Raw genomic sequence first — 15,394 nt, 5'->3', positions numbered from 1 at the left:
TCTATGTCAATTATTATAAATATCGATGTTATGCTTGCAAAAAGAAAGATGAGTGTTACGGAGTTGTCCGAGAAAGTGGGCATCACAATGGCGAATCTATCCATTTTAAAAAACGGCAAGGCGAAAGCGGTTCGGTTTTCAACGTTAGAAGGGATTTGTAAGGCGCTGGATTGTCAGCCAGGCGACATTTTAGAATACCGAAGTGAAAAGGACCATCGAGATGGCTAATGGATGGAGAGAGGTCCCGTCTCTTGATGCTGGTTATTTTATCCTTCTAAAGCGTTTCCTCACGCAACTGTTGTACTTTGGGCGTGAGCAAGCCTTATCTTGCATTTTTCCAGTCGTCATTTTCGGTTCATTGGCTCTGACACAAGTCCTGTCTCTGCCATTTCTGCCGAGATATGATTGGCTGCTTCTCATTTTCCTGCTGATGCAATGGTGGATGGTTCACACTGGACTTGAAACGAAAGATGAGCTGAAAGTGATTACATTGTTCCATCTAATTGGACTGGCTCTTGAGATTTTTAAAGTGAATATGGGTTCTTGGTCGTATCCTGAAGAAGGGTATATGAAAATTCTTGGAGTTCCTCTTTATAGCGGTTTCATGTATGCAAGTGTAGCAAGTTATTTGTGTCAAGCCTGGAGAAGGCTCGATGTTCAACTGGTAAAGTGGCCGCCGTTTCTATTGGTAGTCCCTCTTGCAGCGGCCATCTACTTGAACTTCTTTGTACATCATTTCTGGATAGACATTCGCTGGTGGCTATCTGCACTGGTCCTGGTAATCTTTTGGCGTTCATGGGTAACCTACGAAGTGAATGGAAGCCGATACCGAATGCCCATTACGCTTTCTTTTACACTCATTGGATTTTTCATATGGGTTGCAGAAAATATCGCGACGTTTTTTGGCGCTTGGCAATATCCAAATCAGGCGGATACATGGAGTCTGGTCCATTTAGGAAAAGTGAGTTCTTGGTTATTGCTCGTAATCGTCAGTTTTTTAATTGTTGCAACGCTAAAACAGATAAAACGAAAGCGGCCTGTTTCGAAGTATGAAGGCAGAAATTGAAAAGAGGCATCGACGTTAACACTGTCGATGCCTCTTTACTAGTTATTTTTCTTCGTCTTTTTTCGGGATTAACCGCTCAGGTCCCATGTAGCACACAGCAATAATTGAAATCGCTACTGGAATAAGTGCCCATAAAAATGTTGTCGAAATGGACGCGGACATTGCATGCGTGATGATGTCCAAAATGTCCGGTGGAATGGATTTGCGCGTTTCAGGCAGGAATACGTTTTGGATATTGCCAAACGATTCAACCCCGCCTGCACCATTATCAGGCATTTTGGAAAATCCTGAGGTGAGTCCGCTTGCTAACAATTTCGTTTGGATTGCACCGAAAATTGTAATACCGAGTGCCAGACCGAAAGAACGGAAAAACGAGTTCGTCGAGTTGGCAGAACCGCGATGTCTGAAATCCATTTTGTGAACAGATGCTGCTGGCAATAAAGAAAATGAAAAACCAACACCGAATCCGACAAATATCATATAAATGGAAAGCAGCGTACGTGCAGTATCCGGAGTGATTGTGCTCATCAAAATCATCCCGATTGAATAGGCAATGACAGAAATGACCATGATTCTGCGATAAGACGTTTTCGTTTGAAGAATTCCGCCAAGTGCACTCCCTACAACGGTACCAATCAGCATTGGCATTAATACGATCCCTGCATTCGTTGCGGATCCGCCGTAAACTGCCTGGACGAATATTGGAATGAAAATCGTCAAACAGATGAATGTTGCCCCGTAAAGAAAGGCTAGTACTTGGGAAGAGGCAAACAGACGGTTTTTGAACATCCAGAACGAAATGATCGGCTCTTTTGCTCGTGTTTCCGCCCACAGGAACACGATGAAGAAGATCACGAAAATGCTGAATAAGGAAATGATTTGCCATGAAGACCAATCGAATTGTTTCCCGCCGAATTCTAGGCCGAACATTAGACTGACCACCGCTGTGACAAGAGAGATTGCCCCAAGCCAGTCGATTGCCTGCTTAACAGGTTTTGTGGCTTCTTTGTAAAACCGTACGATGAGCAGTAATGACACTAACCCGATTGGTATATTGACATAGAATACCCAGTGCCAGCTGAACGTTTCCGTAATCCAAGCACCGAGCAGCGGTCCGATGACGCTGGATGCACCGAAAACAGCACCTAAGAGGCCGGTCATCTTTCCTCGTTTTTCAGGAGGGAAGACATCAAAGACGATTGTAAAGGCAATCGGCAATAATGCGCCGCCACCGATTCCTTGAATTGCACGGTAGACCGCTAATTGTGGAACGGATTGTGCCACACCGCAGAGAGCGGATCCAACCATGAATACGATAATACCAAATATGAAAAAGCGTTTACGTCCAAACATATCGCTGAGCTTACCGAAAATCGGCATCCCCGCTAGAACAGCTACTGCGTAAGCAGAAGTGATCCATACATAACTGTCGACGCCGCCTAAATCTCCTAAAATCGAACCTAATGCTGTCGCGACAATCGTGTTATCCATCGCAGACATTAAAATACCGAGCAAGATTCCAGCGAGTACAAGCCTTAATGTACGTTTTTCTTCCATTCTAATTCCCCCTAAATCACATGTACCCGCAAGCATTTCTGCTTATGAACTTTCCTATAATAGCATTATTCTCAAGCCTTGGCATCTAGAATTTTAAATAAAGAAATCTGGAGAGGATTTACTATAAAGAGTCTACACATAAAAACACTATTCTTTGGGCATGCTAATTTAAAAGACAAAGTTGAATGAGGGGATACGTATGCGAATTGAGCGGTCATCGGAATGGAAAGAAGGATTTATTGAACGTCTCGAGAATCGCAAGGAGTGGGACAATTGGACGCTCTATCAAATGTGTTATGACATGGAAAGAGCAAAAGTGATTCCAGAATTTCACGGTCTTCAATCGCCGAAGCATTTACCGAATCTTACACCGTATGCACACCAATTGGAAGCTGCGGAAACTGTTATTGAGCGGATGAACGGGAAAGCCATTTTAGCAGATGAAGTGGGACTTGGAAAAACAATTGAAGCAGGGCTCGTTTTAAAAGAATACCTCATACGCGGACTTGTGAAAAAAGCGCTCATACTTGCCCCGGCATCTTTAACGAATCAATGGATTGATGAACTGAATCAGAAATTCTATATTCCTGCGATTGCTTACAATAAAAAATACAATTTAGATCACTGCCCGATTGTGGTGATGAGTATTGACATGGCGAAGCGAAGCCCCCATAAAGAGATGATTATTCAACAAGAATATGATTTGGTCATTATAGATGAAGCCCATAAACTCAAGAACCCTAAAACGAAAAACTATGAGTTCGTTCAGCAATTGAAGAAAAAGTTTTGCTTACTCCTCACTGCGACCCCGATTCAAAATGATGTGTTCGAACTGTTTAACTTGATCTCTTTACTTAAGCCCGGCCATTTAGGGAACTTAGAAACTTTTCAAAGTGTGTTTTCTGCGAGCAAGCATCATGTAGAAGAAGACGAGTTTTTGAAAGAATTGATCCAGCAAGTGATGGTACGCAACATCAGACACGAGACCGGAATTGAATGGACGAATCGTCTTGTACAAATTATGCCGCTGGAGTTTTCAGAACAAGAACGAGCTGTCTACTCGATGATTTCAAAGTTACCAGTTTCAGATTCGTTTACGCTGCTCACCCTTCAGCGTGAAATGTGCAGCAGTCAACTGGCGGCAGTCTTGACATTAGAGAAGCTACATCAGGCTGCGACTCAACCAGAAGTCCGATTCCAGATAGAAGAGATTTTGTTGAAGCTGACGGAACTCGGGATCCATTCAAAGGCAAAAAAAGCTGTGGAACTCATTCAACAAGCGGACGACAAAGTAATCATTTTCACGGAGTATCGCGCGACACAAGCCTATTTGCAAGCAGTATTGCATGCGAAAGGCATCACAAGTGTACTGTTCAATGGAAAGTTCAGCAAAAACAAACGAGAGTGGATGAAGCAGTTATTCCAGGGCAACGCGCAAGTGCTGATCGCGACTGAATCGGGAAGTGAAGGGATTAACCTGCAATTTTGTCACCACGTCATCAATTACGATTTACCATGGAATCCAATGAAGTTAGAGCAGCGGATCGGACGCGTTCATAGACTTGGACAAACCGAAGATGTGCATATATACAATTTAGCGGTAGAACAGTCAGTTGAAGACAAAATGGTGGAATTGCTCGAACGGAAGATTGGCGTGTTTGAAAAAGTGGTCGGGGAATTGGATCATATTTTAACCGATGAAAAGCGTTCAATCTCTTAAGTGTTTCCGGGAAAGGAAGGTGTCTATGCGTCAGCAAGAAATTCATCAGTACATCCAACAGTTTTTCAATGAAAACAAATGCAGGGTGCTTGACGAAAGCGATGAACATCTGACGGTCCAGTTAACGATCGACATGGACAAGCGTATTATGAATCGTCCGTTTTACTGGAGTTATGTAGAAAGCGGAGGTGTAGAACCGAATCCTGCTAAGCTGACGCTGATTACCAATCCAAGTCAGTTCGCAACCTCTATGGCAGGAGAAAGACTCCACTTCGGTTCTCCAAGACTTCACCAGCTGTTTCAAGTGACGAAAGAACAAGGCGCTTTTGTGCAGCTTTATGAAAAACCCGGTTCTGGTCAGACATCACAAGTAACATTAACGCCATGGCTTGGTGTAAATTATAAAATTACGTATTCCAGTGACCGGACAAAAGAAAGCCTTTATTCCTTAGGGATGAATTTAATGAATGGTGCAGTGATTGACGGGTTTCAGGAATCTGTCCGGAAACTGGAGTTAGCACCGTCCGTATCCGCGAATACGTATTATCTGCCGTACATCATCCCGCCTGTACGTGCCTTAGACCGGCTAGAAGATGTCATGGAAAACGTTGTGAATCAGGATGATCATACGTGGGTAGATGAAGCAAAGCAGCGCCAAGTCAAAGATTTGCGTGTGCTGGATTACTTTTACACGGGCGTCGAGGATGTACCTGAAAGTTATCATATAGAGAAAAAAGCGATTGAAGAACAGTATGAAACGACAATCCGAATTGAAATCATCAATGGCGGTTTGTTTTATTTGAAGACGCCGTTACTATGACATTTTTTAAAAACAATTGCCAAAGGATGCCAGTGCGGCATCCTTTTTACGTTTGAAATGAGCTGTTTCCAGGCACAAACCATCCAATCCTGTCTTCATACGAACATTCCTGTCCTCTGCAAGATTAAATTCGCCGGACAAGGGTAAATTCAGAAGTAGTGATTGAATTCCAGATAATCAGTAGAGGAGGATTTACATATGGAAAAAAACTATGATTTGGTCGTTGTGGGGACCGGAACTGCGGGCTCCAGTATTGCGCAAGCGTGTAAAAAAGCAGGATGGGATGTTGCCATTATCGATAGACGCACGTTCGGGGGGACGTGTCCGCAACGCGGATGTGATCCGAAAAAAGTATTGGTCGGAGCTGCAGAGTGGATGGATTGGAAAGAGCGAATGAGCGGGAAAGGTCTCGCTGGTGATGCCCATATTGACTGGAAAGAGCTGATGGCATTCAAGAAAACCTTCACAGAACCTGTTCCCGAGCAGACGGAGAAGAAATTCAAAGAACTCGGCATCGATTGTTATCATGGCGAAGCGAAGTTTGAGTCTGAAACTCAAATTAAAGTGGATAAAGACGTTCTTACTGGCAGGAAAATCGTACTCGCAACAGGTGCACAACCTGTACAATTGGGGCTTGAGGGCGAGGACTTGATGATTCATAGCGATGACTTCCTTGAACTTGAAGAATTGCCGAAGAAAATCATTTTTGCAGGGGGCGGCTATATTTCAATGGAATTTGCCCATCTTGCAGCCCGTGCAGGCGCGGAAGTGGAAATCATTCATGGCGGGGAACGCCCTCTGGAGCAATTCGATCCCGATTTAGTCGATTTGCTTGTAAAGCGTTCCGAACAAGCTGGCATAACCATGCATCTGAACACTCGTGTGGAGTCCATAGAAAAAAACGGAGATACGTTTACTGTAACTGGCAGTAAAGACGACACGCAGCAAACTTTTACAGCTGATTTGGTTGTTCATGGATTGGGACGTGCTCCTGCACTCGATGTGAATCCTGAAAAAGGAAACATTACTCTTGGAGATAAGGGAGGCGTGCAAGTGAACGAATACCTGCAAAGTGTCAGCAACTCGAATGTCTATGCTGCGGGTGACTCAGCCGAAACCTCTGCGCCTCCACTGACCCCGATTTCATCAAGAGATTCTGATGCAGTCATCCAAAACTTACTCAATGACAACAGCACGCCTATTGACTATCCAGTGGTCCCGTCTGTTGCGTTTACGGTCCCAAAAATCGGTTCCGTTGGCATGACAGAAGAGGAAGCTAAAAAGTCTAAACAAAAAACCAAGGTGACGTACCAAGAAATAACAGATTGGTTTACATTTAAACGGACGAACGAGCAGGCAGCCGCATTCAAACTCATTACTGATGTGGAGAAAGGGACAGTCCTGGGTGCGCATATTTTAGGCGACAATGCAGATGATCTCATCAATCATTTCTCTACGGCCATTCGTCTGGAGTTAACGTTTGAAGAAATGAAGAAGACGATTTTTGCCTATCCTACCGCAGCATCCGATATTGGTTCCATGTTGAACGAAGTCGAATAATGATTTAGTTTCATATAAATAAACCCCGCCATCTAATTGATGAGCGGGGTTATCTGGTAATTTAAATTACTTCTTTGACCAGTCTGTATGGAACATACCTTCTTGATCGATCCGCTCATATGTATGAGCGCCGAAATAATCACGCTGTGCTTGGATCAGGTTCGCAGGCAATGTCGATGTACGGTAACTATCGTAATAAGCGAGTGCACTGGAGAATGCAGGTGTGGGAACACCTTGCCCAATCGCAAGTGTCAATACTTCACGAAGTGCTGACTGATAGTCCCCGACAATTTTAGTGAAATAAGGATCTACTAACAAGTTCGGCAACTCTGGATTTTGATCGAACGCGTCTTTGATGTTTTGCAGGAACTGCGCACGGATGATACAGCCTCCGCGGAAGATCATTGCCACTTCGCCGTAAGGAATGTCCCAGCCATACTCATCAGAAGCAGCTCGCATTTGAGCGAATCCTTGTGCATACGAACAGATCTTACTCATATACAATGCTTTTCGAATCGCTTCGATCATCGCTGTACGATCGCTCGAAAACGGAGTAACTTCAGGTCCTGTGAGCAATTGACTCGCAGCAACGCGCTCTTCTTTAATGGAAGAGATGAACCGTGCGAAAACAGATTCTGTCACGATAGGCAGTGAAATCCCTAAGTCCAATGCATTTTGACTTGTCCACTTGCCTGTCCCTTTTTGCCCGGCTTTATCTAAAATCTGATCAAGTAACGGCTTACCTGTCTCATCATCGGTCTTCGCAAAAATATCAGAAGTGATTTCAATCAGGTAACTATTCAGTTCGCCGTTGTTCCACTCTGCAAATGTGTCATGCAGCTCGGAAGCTGTCATCCCAAGTGCGTGTTTCATAATGAAATACGCTTCTGAAATAAGCTGCATATCCCCGTATTCAATCCCATTATGTACCATCTTCACATAATGTCCGGCACCTTCAGGCCCCATATGGGCGCTGCAAGGCGTTCCATCCACTTTTGCTGAAATGGCATCCAAGATTGGTTTTACCTGCTCATACGCTTCCTTCGGCCCGCCCGGCATGAGAGAAGGACCGAAGCGCGCCCCTTCTTCGCCGCCCGATACGCCCGTTCCGATGAAGTGTATACCAGAAGCTTGCAACTCGGCTGTCCGACGATTCGTGTCTTCAAAGAATGTATTGCCGCCATCGATTAAAATATCTCCCGGTTCAAGGTGAGGAAGCAGGGATTGGATGACCGAATCCGTTGTTTCTCCGGCTTTAACCATCATTAAAATCTTGCGCGGTGTTGCGATGGATGCGACAAATTGTTCAAGAGTGGAAGCCCCGATGATATTTTTTCCGCTGGCTTCATTCGCAATGAATTCATCCGTACGATCTGTCCAATAGTCGTAGACCGCAACAGGGAATCCTTTGCTTTCCATGTTAAGCGCCAAATTTAAGCCCATAACGCCAAGTCCGATAACGCCGATTTGCTGATTGCTCATAGTCATCCTCCGTTCTGGTTTTCAGTGTTTGGTGATCTCTGCTAAGCGTTCTTCTAACTGTTTGCGTTCTTCCTCATATCCATCTTTACCGAGGAGTGCAAACATATTCTTCTTATAGGTTTCAACCCCGGGCTGATCAAATGGATTTACACCCAGCAAGGTCCCGCTGATCGCACACGCTTTTTCGAAGAAATAGACGAGTTCGCCAAACGTGTATTCATTCAATTCATCTAACTCGATCAGCAAGTTCGGAACGTCTCCATCGATATGGGCAAGCGTCGTACCGAGAGCTGCCATCTTGTTTACTTCGTCCATTGTTTTTCCAGTTAAGAAATTCAGTCCGTCAATGTTGTTTGCGTCTGCTTGAATTGTCCGCTCAACTGGTGATTTCTTTATTTGCAGTACGGTTTCGATGAACAGACGGCGTCCTTCTTGAACGTATTGGCCCATTGAATGCAAGTCTGTCGTGAAGTTCACAGAAGCAGGGAAGAGACCTTTGACATCTTTACCTTCACTTTCACCGAATAGTTGTTTCCACCATTCGGCAACATAATGGAGGCCTGGTTCGTAGGTAACCAATAACTCGATGGATTTCCCTTTACTGTTGAAAATATTGCGAACGGCTGCATATTGATAACTGCCATTTGTCGCGATATCAGGATTATTATACTTATGATAAGACGCTTCAGCGCCAGCCATCATTTGGTCAATATCAAGTCCAGCAACAGCGATTGGGAGAAGTCCGACCGGTGTGAGAACAGAATAGCGACCTCCGATATCCTCTGGAATTACGAACGTTTCGTATCCTTCTTCAGTAGCGAGCGTGCGAAGAGCGCCTTCTGTTTTGTCCGTAGTTACGTAAATTCGCTTCCGTGCTTCTTCCTCTCCGTACTTTTTCTCCATGAATTCACGGAAAATCCGGAAAGCCAGCGCAGGTTCTGTCGTAGTTCCTGACTTCGAGATCACATTGATAGAAATATCTTTTCCTTCTAACACATGAAGAAGGTTCTCGATATAGATAGAACTGATATTCTGCCCGGCAAAGTATACTTCCGTATTGCCGTCGATTTGGTTATGGAATGTATGGGAAAGAGCTTCAATTGCAGCCTTCGATCCGAGATACGAGCCGCCGATTCCAATAACAATTAATGCATCTGATTGTTGTTGAATTCGTGAAGCCGCAGATTTTACACGTTCGAATTCTTCTCTGTCATACTCTATTGGCCAATTGACCCAGCCAAGATAATCCGATCCGGGTCCGCGCTGGCCGTGTATCTGGTTATGAGCGGACTTTACAAATTCACTGAAGTTATCCATCTCTGTACTCTTCATGAAAGACATTGCGTTTGTGTATTCAAATGTAACTGACATGTGCTGTATCTCCTTTTAGTTGAAAGATGGTCTGATTACCACCAGTTAGCGTGATCATTTGCAAGTAACTGTTTTGCTTCTTTGGGTCCCGTTGAGCCAGCGGCATATGTGACCAGCGGTAATTGGTTTTCCTCGAATGCCTCAAGCAAAGGCTGAATCCATTGCCAGGACAATTCGACTTCCTTCCAATTTGCAAAGAACGTCGCATTCCCAAGCATTGCGTCATGTAACAGCAGTTCGTAAGCTTCTGGCTGATTGCTTGAGTTCGTTGTGAACGTAATGGTAGAAGGCTTGAATTTATTTGCAGAAGGGTCTTTCATGTTCACTTGCAGCGAAATGCTCTCATTCGGACTGATTTCAAGAATTAACAAATTCGGGGCAAGCCCTTCTGGACGGTAGTCTTCCAATTGTGCAGGACGTTCTTTAAATTCAAAAACAATACGGGTCGATTTTTTATCCAATCGTTTACCGGTTCGAATATAGAACGGAATCCCTTTCCAAAATTCGTTATCGATAAATAATCGGGCTGCAATATATGTGTCGTTCATGGAAGAATGGGGCACGCCTGGTTCTTCGCGATAGGCAGGAACGTCTATGCCAAAAAGGTCGCCTTCACCATACTGCGCACGGATCAAATCAGTCTGTAAGTTTTCACCTTGAATCGGACGTAACGCTTCCATGATTTCAACTTTTTTAGAGCGGATTTCTTCAGGCTGTGCTTTCTTAGGCAGATGGAGAGCCGTCATCATGACGAGCTGCAGCATATGATTTTGCACCATGTCCCGAATCGCACCTGCGTGATCATAGTAAGCGGCTCTTGTCTCAACTCCAACAGTTTCGCTGGCGGTAATTTGGACATTCGCGATCAGCTCGTGATTGAATAGCGAATCCAATACGGGGTTGACGAGGATCAGCGTTTCGAGATTTTGGACCATCGGCTTGCCGAGATAGTGATCGATTCTATAGATTTCATCCTCATGAAATGCTATTCGCAGCTTTTGGTTCAACTCGCGGGCTGAGGCCAGATCACTTCCGAAAGGCTTTTCTACAATAAGTCGTTTCCATCCTGACGTCTGGCTGACACCGCTTGTATTAAGATTAGATGTGATGACATCGATCAGGCCGGGGGCAACGGACAAGTAAAACAGCCGGTTTTCCGGAATTTCCAATTCCTGTTCCCGTTGTTCGATGAGTCCATTTAGTTTTACATAAGACGTTGTTTCTGTTGCGTCAAATGTACAGTAGCGGAAAGAGGATAAGAACTGGTGCAATCCTTCTTCTTCAACAGTTCTCCGTGAATATGTCCGAAGCGATTGTTCCACCTTCGTTTGGAACACGTCGTCGGTATACGGAGTGCGGCCTAAGCCGACAACTGAAAAAGCTTCCGGCATTTTGTTCTCAAGATACAAATTATATAATGCAGGGAATAACTTCCGTTTGGCCAAATCACCTGTAGCACCAAACAAAACAACAGTCATTCCTTGCGCATTTCGTTCGCTGTGCTCCTCTGGTTGTGAAGAGAAATTATTGAATTGCATAGGTTTTCCCTCCAATTGGTTGAATAATTACTCGTGTATTTAAAAGTGCAACAGTACCTAGTATAAGATTATCATGTGAAAAATGTAAGTACGCAGTTTTAAAACAGTTAGTGTTTGAAAGTATACTGTGAACAATTGGCGACGATCCCTAACAGATTTGTTGTAACCCATTTATAGGGGTGCGCATGAACCTGCATTAAATTCATTAGAATAGTTTCGATAACCTTACTTTAAAAATTTCAATACAGATTGACTTCTCTATATATGAAGCGGAATAGAACCCATCTGCATAACTGCATTCCACAGTATACTCCTTGTCAGTATGTGATTTTAAAGTGCGTACTTCTCAAATAATCACTCAGGATTTACACTGAGTGAGCACTGAAAAACATATAAAAGGAGAACACATATATGAAATTACAATTAGCATTAGATCTTGTCGATATCCCGGGAGCAATTGAAGTGGTGAAGGAAGTTGGAGAGTATATTGATATCGTCGAAATCGGAACGCCAGTCATTAACAAAGAAGGACTCGCTGCAGTGAAAGAAGTGAAAGCGGCATTTCCTGACTTGGACGTACTTGCAGACGTGAAAATAATGGACGCAGCAGGATATGAAGTAGGGAACGCATCTGCAGCAGGAGCAGATATCGTTACCATTCTTGCACAAGCAGAAGACTCATCCATTCGCGGTGCTGTTGAAGAAGCTAAAAAGCTAGGCAAGAAGATTTTAGTGGACATGATTGCAGTCAAAGATATTAAAACGCGTGCGGCTGAGCTCGATCAATTAGGAGCAGATTACATCTGTGTCCACACAGGATATGATCTCCAAGCAGAAGGAAAAGATTCATTTGAAGATCTCCGTACGATTAAAAGCGTTGTTAAAAATGCGAAAACGGCAATCGCAGGCGGGATTAAGTTAGAAACACTTGCAGAAGTGATTCAAGCTCAACCGGATCTCGTCATTGTAGGCGGCGGAATCACTAGCAAGGTTGACAAGAAAGCAGCAGCGCAGCAAATCAAACAGATGATCCAGCATGGCGCGGTCGTGTAATATGAACGCAGCTGCCTACACACAGGAAATACTGGATGAACTGAAACACACCCTTTCCATGGTGAAAGAAGAAGCCGCTGAAAACTTAGTGGAGGCGATTCTTCACGCGAACAAGATTTTCGTGGCTGGCGGGGGACGTTCTGGTTTTATGGCCAAAGCCTTCGTGATGCGCATGATGCATATCGGCCTTGATGCATACGTTGTAGGTGAAACTGTAACGCCTAACTTGGAATCCGAAGATCTTTTCATTGCAGGCTCGGGTTCAGGAGAAACGGAAAGTCTAGTGTCCATGACAGAAAAGGCAAAAAACATTGGAGCATCGATCGCGGCTATCACAACGAACCCGGCCTCAACCATCGGGCGATTGGCGGATCATACAATCGAAATCCATGCTCAAGCGAAGGCAGACAGCGCGAGCGGAAAATCCATTCAGCCGATGGGATCCCTTTTTGAACAGGCGCTGCTTCTATTTTACGATGCACTCATTTTGAGAGTGATGGAGAAAAGTGACGCACATTCCGATATCATGTACGGCCGTCATGCGAATTTAGAATAGAAGTGTCGAAAAGCCTGAGCCCAATTATTTTGGTGACTCAGGCTTTTTTATCCTAAAAGGTCCTGCCTGTAGACAGGGAGATGGCGAGTATGCAAGGATGACGGTATAGTTGAAAGAGAACCTAATACAGAATGGTGGTCATGAGTGATGAAAATGTATGATGTAACGAGTTCGATTTATGAAGGAATGACGGTTTATAAAAACAAGCCGGAAAAGCAGCCGGAATTGAAACGGGTGACGAATGGATACGTGTCAGAAACGCGCTTGGAACTTGATGTCCACACAGGTACTCATATTGATGCCCCGCTTCATATGGTCGTAGACGGCGATACCTTTGAAACACTTCCGCTAACGAATCTTGTCGGGCAATGTAAAGTAATCGATGTAACAACGGTTGAGTCTGGTATTTCTAAAACAGACTTAGAAGGATTTAACCTTCAGAAGAACGATTTTGTTTTATTGAAGACTAAAAACTCCTTTGAAGAAGAATTTGACTTTGATTTTGTTTACTTGGCGGCTGACGGTGCGCAGTACCTTGCTGATATTGGAGTGCGTGGAATCGGAATTGATGCACTTGGAATTGAACGAAGCCAAGAAGGACACCCGACGCACAAAACCCTTTTTGCAAATGACATTATTATCATAGAAGGACTTCGTTTGAAAGACGTCGAGCAAGGTGATTATTTCATGGTTGCTGCTCCGCTGAAGTTAGTCGGAACAGACGCATCACCTGCAAGAGTATTGTTATTTGAAGGTCTTCAATAACCGCAGCAGCAGTACGGTCATGAGATAAAGGAGAAGTTTTATGTGTAAATTAGTTGCCATCGACCTGGATGGAACGTTATTGACGGATCAATTGGAGATTACGCCTAATACAATCACTGCGATTCAACAGGTGATTGAAAGTGGAGTAGTCGTAACGTTAGCCACAGGCCGCATGTTTCCATCAGCAAAAAAGTTTGCCGATCAGCTGAAATTGGATGTCCCGCTCATTACGTATCAAGGGGCAGTCATTAAAGATGCAGAAGAGAAAAAGGTTTGGTTTGACCGGCCTGTATCTGAAGCAATTTCTAAGAGGCTTATTGAGTTAGCGCATGAGCATCAGGTGCACATTCAAGTGTATCAAGACGATATCGTCTACTCAGCTGTAGATAACGAAGAGATACAAGGATACGCGAGAGAAGGCGACGTATCTTATACTGTTATAGACGATTTAAACAGCCTATCGGAAAAGGGTTTTACGAAAGTGCTGTTCATTGGAGAACCGATGAATTTAGATCGTTTTCAGATCACGTTACAGCAGGAATTCGGTGCAAGTGCACATATCGCGAAATCGAAACCCCATTACTTGGAAGTTACAAACCCAGAAGCGAATAAGGGAACGGCGCTGCTCTACTTAGCTGAGCAACTTGGAATCGAGCGTTCTGAAATAATCGGTATTGGCGATAATCATAATGATTTCGAGCTCATCATGACAGCTGGTTTAGGAGTGGTCATGGGGAATGGAGTCGAGGCGTTAAAAAGTGTCGCGGATTACATTACTAAGACAAACAATGACGAGGGTGTGCTTCATGCACTTGAACAATTTGTATTGAACCCCGTAACAAATGACAATTAACGATCAGTATTCATATGACAAGGCTTGGACTATGCGTACACATAGCCCAAGCCTTGTTTGTGTTAATCTAAATCGCTTGGGAATTCCAAACCGATATCTTTCCGGATGGCATCCGCCACTTTCATAGTCGTATAAGAATTGAAATAAGTGTTCACAGTCGATTCTGTTTTACCCTGGTCAATCAAATCTGCAAACTCCTGCAATTCGTAGGCCATCGATGGATAAGGCATTTCGGCGGTAAGTGTTTCAACACGTCCATCGTTATACTGGATTTCCACTTGCTCAGGAGATGAAACTTTTGTGATTAGCATAGTGCCTTTTTCTCCCTGAATCTCCCAAGGCAAGGCGGAATTTGAAACTTTAGAGTACATCAGCACCGCGTCCTTGTCTTCGTATTTTAATGTAACGCTTCCTGAACTATCTACACCGGATGCTAGAAGTGTGCCCGTCGCTTTCACTTCAAGAGGTTCTCCGAACAGGGCAATTAAAGGATAAATACAATAGACCCCAAGATCCATCAATGCGCCATTTGCAAATTTTGGATTGAACGCATTTAACACGATCCCTTCCTTGTACTGGTCATATCTAGATGAGTATTGGCAGAAGCTTGCAAAGTACTTTCGAATGGTTCCGATCTTGTGAAGATTGTCTTGAATCACTTTAAAGTTTGGCATGAGTGTGGATTTCATAGCCTCCATTAAAAGAACGTTATGTTTCTTCGCCGTTTCAAACATGTGCTGGACTTCCTTCGAATTGGCTGCGAGCGGTTTCTCGCATAAAACGTGTTTGCCATTTTTTAAGAAAAGGATAGCTTGTTCTGCGTGAAAAGAATTCGGGGTAGCGATGTACACCGCGTCAATTTTGTCGCTGCCCGCCATTTCTTCGAGATTCGTAAACTGATGGGGAATTCCATGCTTACCCGCAAACTCTTCTGCCCGTTCACTGGTTCTGGAGTAAACAGCTGTTACGCTTAGTGTCTCCACGTGTGCAGCTCCGCCCAATAATCTCTCTGTGATCCAGTTCGTTCCGACTACACCAATTCTAATCATTGTG

The 15,394-nt window shown here is 44.1% G+C and carries 14 protein-coding genes; 9 read left to right on the top strand and 5 right to left on the bottom strand.

Annotation, left to right across the window (positions count from 1 at the left end; translation table 11 throughout):
• The first annotated feature begins 3 nt into the window (after positions 1-3).
• The gene (locus PGH26_RS13305; protein WP_323691531.1) at positions 4-228 is read left to right on the top strand and encodes a helix-turn-helix domain-containing protein; all 225 of its coding nucleotides are present in this window, start codon (positions 4-6) and stop codon (positions 226-228) included.
• Positions 221-1,066 (top strand): DUF817 domain-containing protein, encoded by an 846-nt coding sequence (locus PGH26_RS13300; protein ID WP_323691530.1) that lies wholly within the window; start codon positions 221-223, stop codon positions 1,064-1,066. The genes PGH26_RS13305 and PGH26_RS13300 overlap by 8 nt, the downstream gene beginning before the upstream one ends.
• A gap of 42 nt (positions 1,067-1,108) precedes the next feature.
• Here the strand turns inward: PGH26_RS13300 and PGH26_RS13295 are convergent, their stop codons facing one another.
• On the bottom strand, positions 1,109-2,623 hold the full coding sequence (locus PGH26_RS13295; RefSeq protein ID WP_323691529.1) for an MDR family MFS transporter: 1,515 nt from the start codon (positions 2,621-2,623) through the stop codon (positions 1,109-1,111).
• A gap of 199 nt (positions 2,624-2,822) precedes the next feature.
• On the opposite strand from PGH26_RS13295, the gene PGH26_RS13290 reads away from it, so the two are divergent.
• The 3 genes from PGH26_RS13290 to PGH26_RS13280 all read left to right on the top strand — a co-directional run bounded on the left by PGH26_RS13290 (position 2,823) and on the right by PGH26_RS13280 (position 6,723).
• Positions 2,823-4,343 carry a DEAD/DEAH box helicase gene (locus PGH26_RS13290; protein ID WP_323691528.1) on the top strand — a complete coding sequence of 507 codons (1,521 nt, stop codon included), beginning with the start codon at positions 2,823-2,825 and terminating at the stop codon, positions 4,341-4,343.
• Between the two features lie 25 nt (positions 4,344-4,368).
• Positions 4,369-5,163 (top strand): YqhG family protein, encoded by a 795-nt coding sequence (locus PGH26_RS13285; RefSeq protein ID WP_323691527.1) that lies wholly within the window; start codon positions 4,369-4,371, stop codon positions 5,161-5,163.
• Between the two features lie 198 nt (positions 5,164-5,361).
• Positions 5,362-6,723: a dihydrolipoyl dehydrogenase family protein gene (locus PGH26_RS13280; RefSeq protein ID WP_323691526.1), complete on the top strand. Its 1,362-nt coding sequence runs from the start codon at positions 5,362-5,364 to the stop codon at positions 6,721-6,723.
• Between the two features lie 66 nt (positions 6,724-6,789).
• Here PGH26_RS13280 and gndA read toward each other — a convergent pair whose 3' ends face one another.
• From gndA to zwf, 3 genes are read right to left on the bottom strand one after another with little or no spacing between them, the layout of a single operon-like run.
• Positions 6,790-8,205, bottom strand: a complete 1,416-nt coding sequence (gene gndA / locus PGH26_RS13275; RefSeq protein WP_323691525.1) for an NADP-dependent phosphogluconate dehydrogenase — start codon at positions 8,203-8,205, stop codon at positions 6,790-6,792.
• A gap of 21 nt (positions 8,206-8,226) precedes the next feature.
• Positions 8,227-9,576 carry a glucose-6-phosphate isomerase gene (locus PGH26_RS13270; RefSeq protein WP_323691524.1) on the bottom strand — a complete coding sequence of 450 codons (1,350 nt, stop codon included), beginning with the start codon at positions 9,574-9,576 and terminating at the stop codon, positions 8,227-8,229.
• Positions 9,577-9,611: 35 nt separating this feature from the next.
• Positions 9,612-11,114, bottom strand: coding sequence for a glucose-6-phosphate dehydrogenase (zwf, locus tag PGH26_RS13265; RefSeq protein ID WP_323691523.1), 1,503 nt, complete (start codon positions 11,112-11,114; stop codon positions 9,612-9,614).
• Between the two features lie 411 nt (positions 11,115-11,525).
• On the opposite strand from zwf, the gene hxlA reads away from it, so the two are divergent.
• The 4 genes from hxlA to PGH26_RS13245 all read left to right on the top strand — a co-directional run bounded on the left by hxlA (position 11,526) and on the right by PGH26_RS13245 (position 14,341).
• Entirely contained in the window at positions 11,526-12,167 is a 642-nt protein-coding gene (gene hxlA / locus PGH26_RS13260; protein ID WP_323691522.1) for a 3-hexulose-6-phosphate synthase, read from the top strand.
• A gap of 1 nt (position 12,168) precedes the next feature.
• Entirely contained in the window at positions 12,169-12,723 is a 555-nt protein-coding gene (gene hxlB, locus PGH26_RS13255; protein WP_431312545.1) for a 6-phospho-3-hexuloisomerase, read from the top strand.
• A 147-nt stretch (positions 12,724-12,870) separates the two neighbouring features.
• On the top strand, positions 12,871-13,488 hold the full coding sequence (locus tag PGH26_RS13250; protein WP_323693530.1) for a cyclase family protein: 618 nt from the start codon (positions 12,871-12,873) through the stop codon (positions 13,486-13,488).
• A 40-nt stretch (positions 13,489-13,528) separates the two neighbouring features.
• A complete protein-coding gene (locus PGH26_RS13245; RefSeq protein ID WP_323691520.1) occupies positions 13,529-14,341 on the top strand; it encodes a Cof-type HAD-IIB family hydrolase in 813 nt (270 codons plus the stop codon).
• Positions 14,342-14,403: 62 nt separating this feature from the next.
• On the opposite strand, the gene PGH26_RS13240 is transcribed toward PGH26_RS13245, so the two are convergent.
• Positions 14,404-15,390, bottom strand: a complete 987-nt coding sequence (locus PGH26_RS13240) for a Gfo/Idh/MocA family protein (RefSeq protein WP_323691519.1) — start codon at positions 15,388-15,390, stop codon at positions 14,404-14,406.
• Positions 15,391-15,394 lie beyond the last annotated feature (4 nt).

It is taken from the genome of Sporosarcina jeotgali (assembly GCF_033304595.1).
In the GTDB taxonomy this organism is placed as follows: Bacteria; Bacillota; Bacilli; order Bacillales_A; family Planococcaceae; genus Sporosarcina; species Sporosarcina jeotgali.
Note: the sequence above shows the minus strand (reverse complement) of the source record. Positions and strands in the feature narration are given on the sequence as shown.

Bases quoted from the DNA above. Each gene is read 5' to 3' on its own strand.
- PGH26_RS13295 (WP_323691529.1), bottom strand. From the start codon at position 2,623: ATGGAAGAAAAACGTACATTAAGGCTTGTACTCGCTGGAATCTTGCTC.
- PGH26_RS13240 (WP_323691519.1), bottom strand. From the start codon at position 15,390: ATGATTAGAATTGGTGTAGTCGGAACGAACTGGATCACAGAGAGATTA.
- PGH26_RS13280 (WP_323691526.1), top strand. From the start codon at position 5,362: ATGGAAAAAAACTATGATTTGGTCGTTGTGGGGACCGGAACTGCGGGC.
- PGH26_RS13285 (WP_323691527.1), top strand. From the start codon at position 4,369: ATGCGTCAGCAAGAAATTCATCAGTACATCCAACAGTTTTTCAATGAA.
- gndA (WP_323691525.1), bottom strand. From the start codon at position 8,205: ATGAGCAATCAGCAAATCGGCGTTATCGGACTTGGCGTTATGGGCTTA.
- PGH26_RS13270 (WP_323691524.1), bottom strand. From the start codon at position 9,576: ATGTCAGTTACATTTGAATACACAAACGCAATGTCTTTCATGAAGAGT.
- PGH26_RS13250 (WP_323693530.1), top strand. From the start codon at position 12,871: ATGAAAATGTATGATGTAACGAGTTCGATTTATGAAGGAATGACGGTT.
- zwf (WP_323691523.1), bottom strand. From the start codon at position 11,114: ATGCAATTCAATAATTTCTCTTCACAACCAGAGGAGCACAGCGAACGA.
- PGH26_RS13245 (WP_323691520.1), top strand. From the start codon at position 13,529: ATGTGTAAATTAGTTGCCATCGACCTGGATGGAACGTTATTGACGGAT.
- PGH26_RS13300 (WP_323691530.1), top strand. From the start codon at position 221: ATGGCTAATGGATGGAGAGAGGTCCCGTCTCTTGATGCTGGTTATTTT.
- hxlB (WP_431312545.1), top strand. From the start codon at position 12,169: ATGAACGCAGCTGCCTACACACAGGAAATACTGGATGAACTGAAACAC.
- PGH26_RS13290 (WP_323691528.1), top strand. From the start codon at position 2,823: ATGCGAATTGAGCGGTCATCGGAATGGAAAGAAGGATTTATTGAACGT.
- PGH26_RS13305 (WP_323691531.1), top strand. From the start codon at position 4: ATGTCAATTATTATAAATATCGATGTTATGCTTGCAAAAAGAAAGATG.
- hxlA (WP_323691522.1), top strand. From the start codon at position 11,526: ATGAAATTACAATTAGCATTAGATCTTGTCGATATCCCGGGAGCAATT.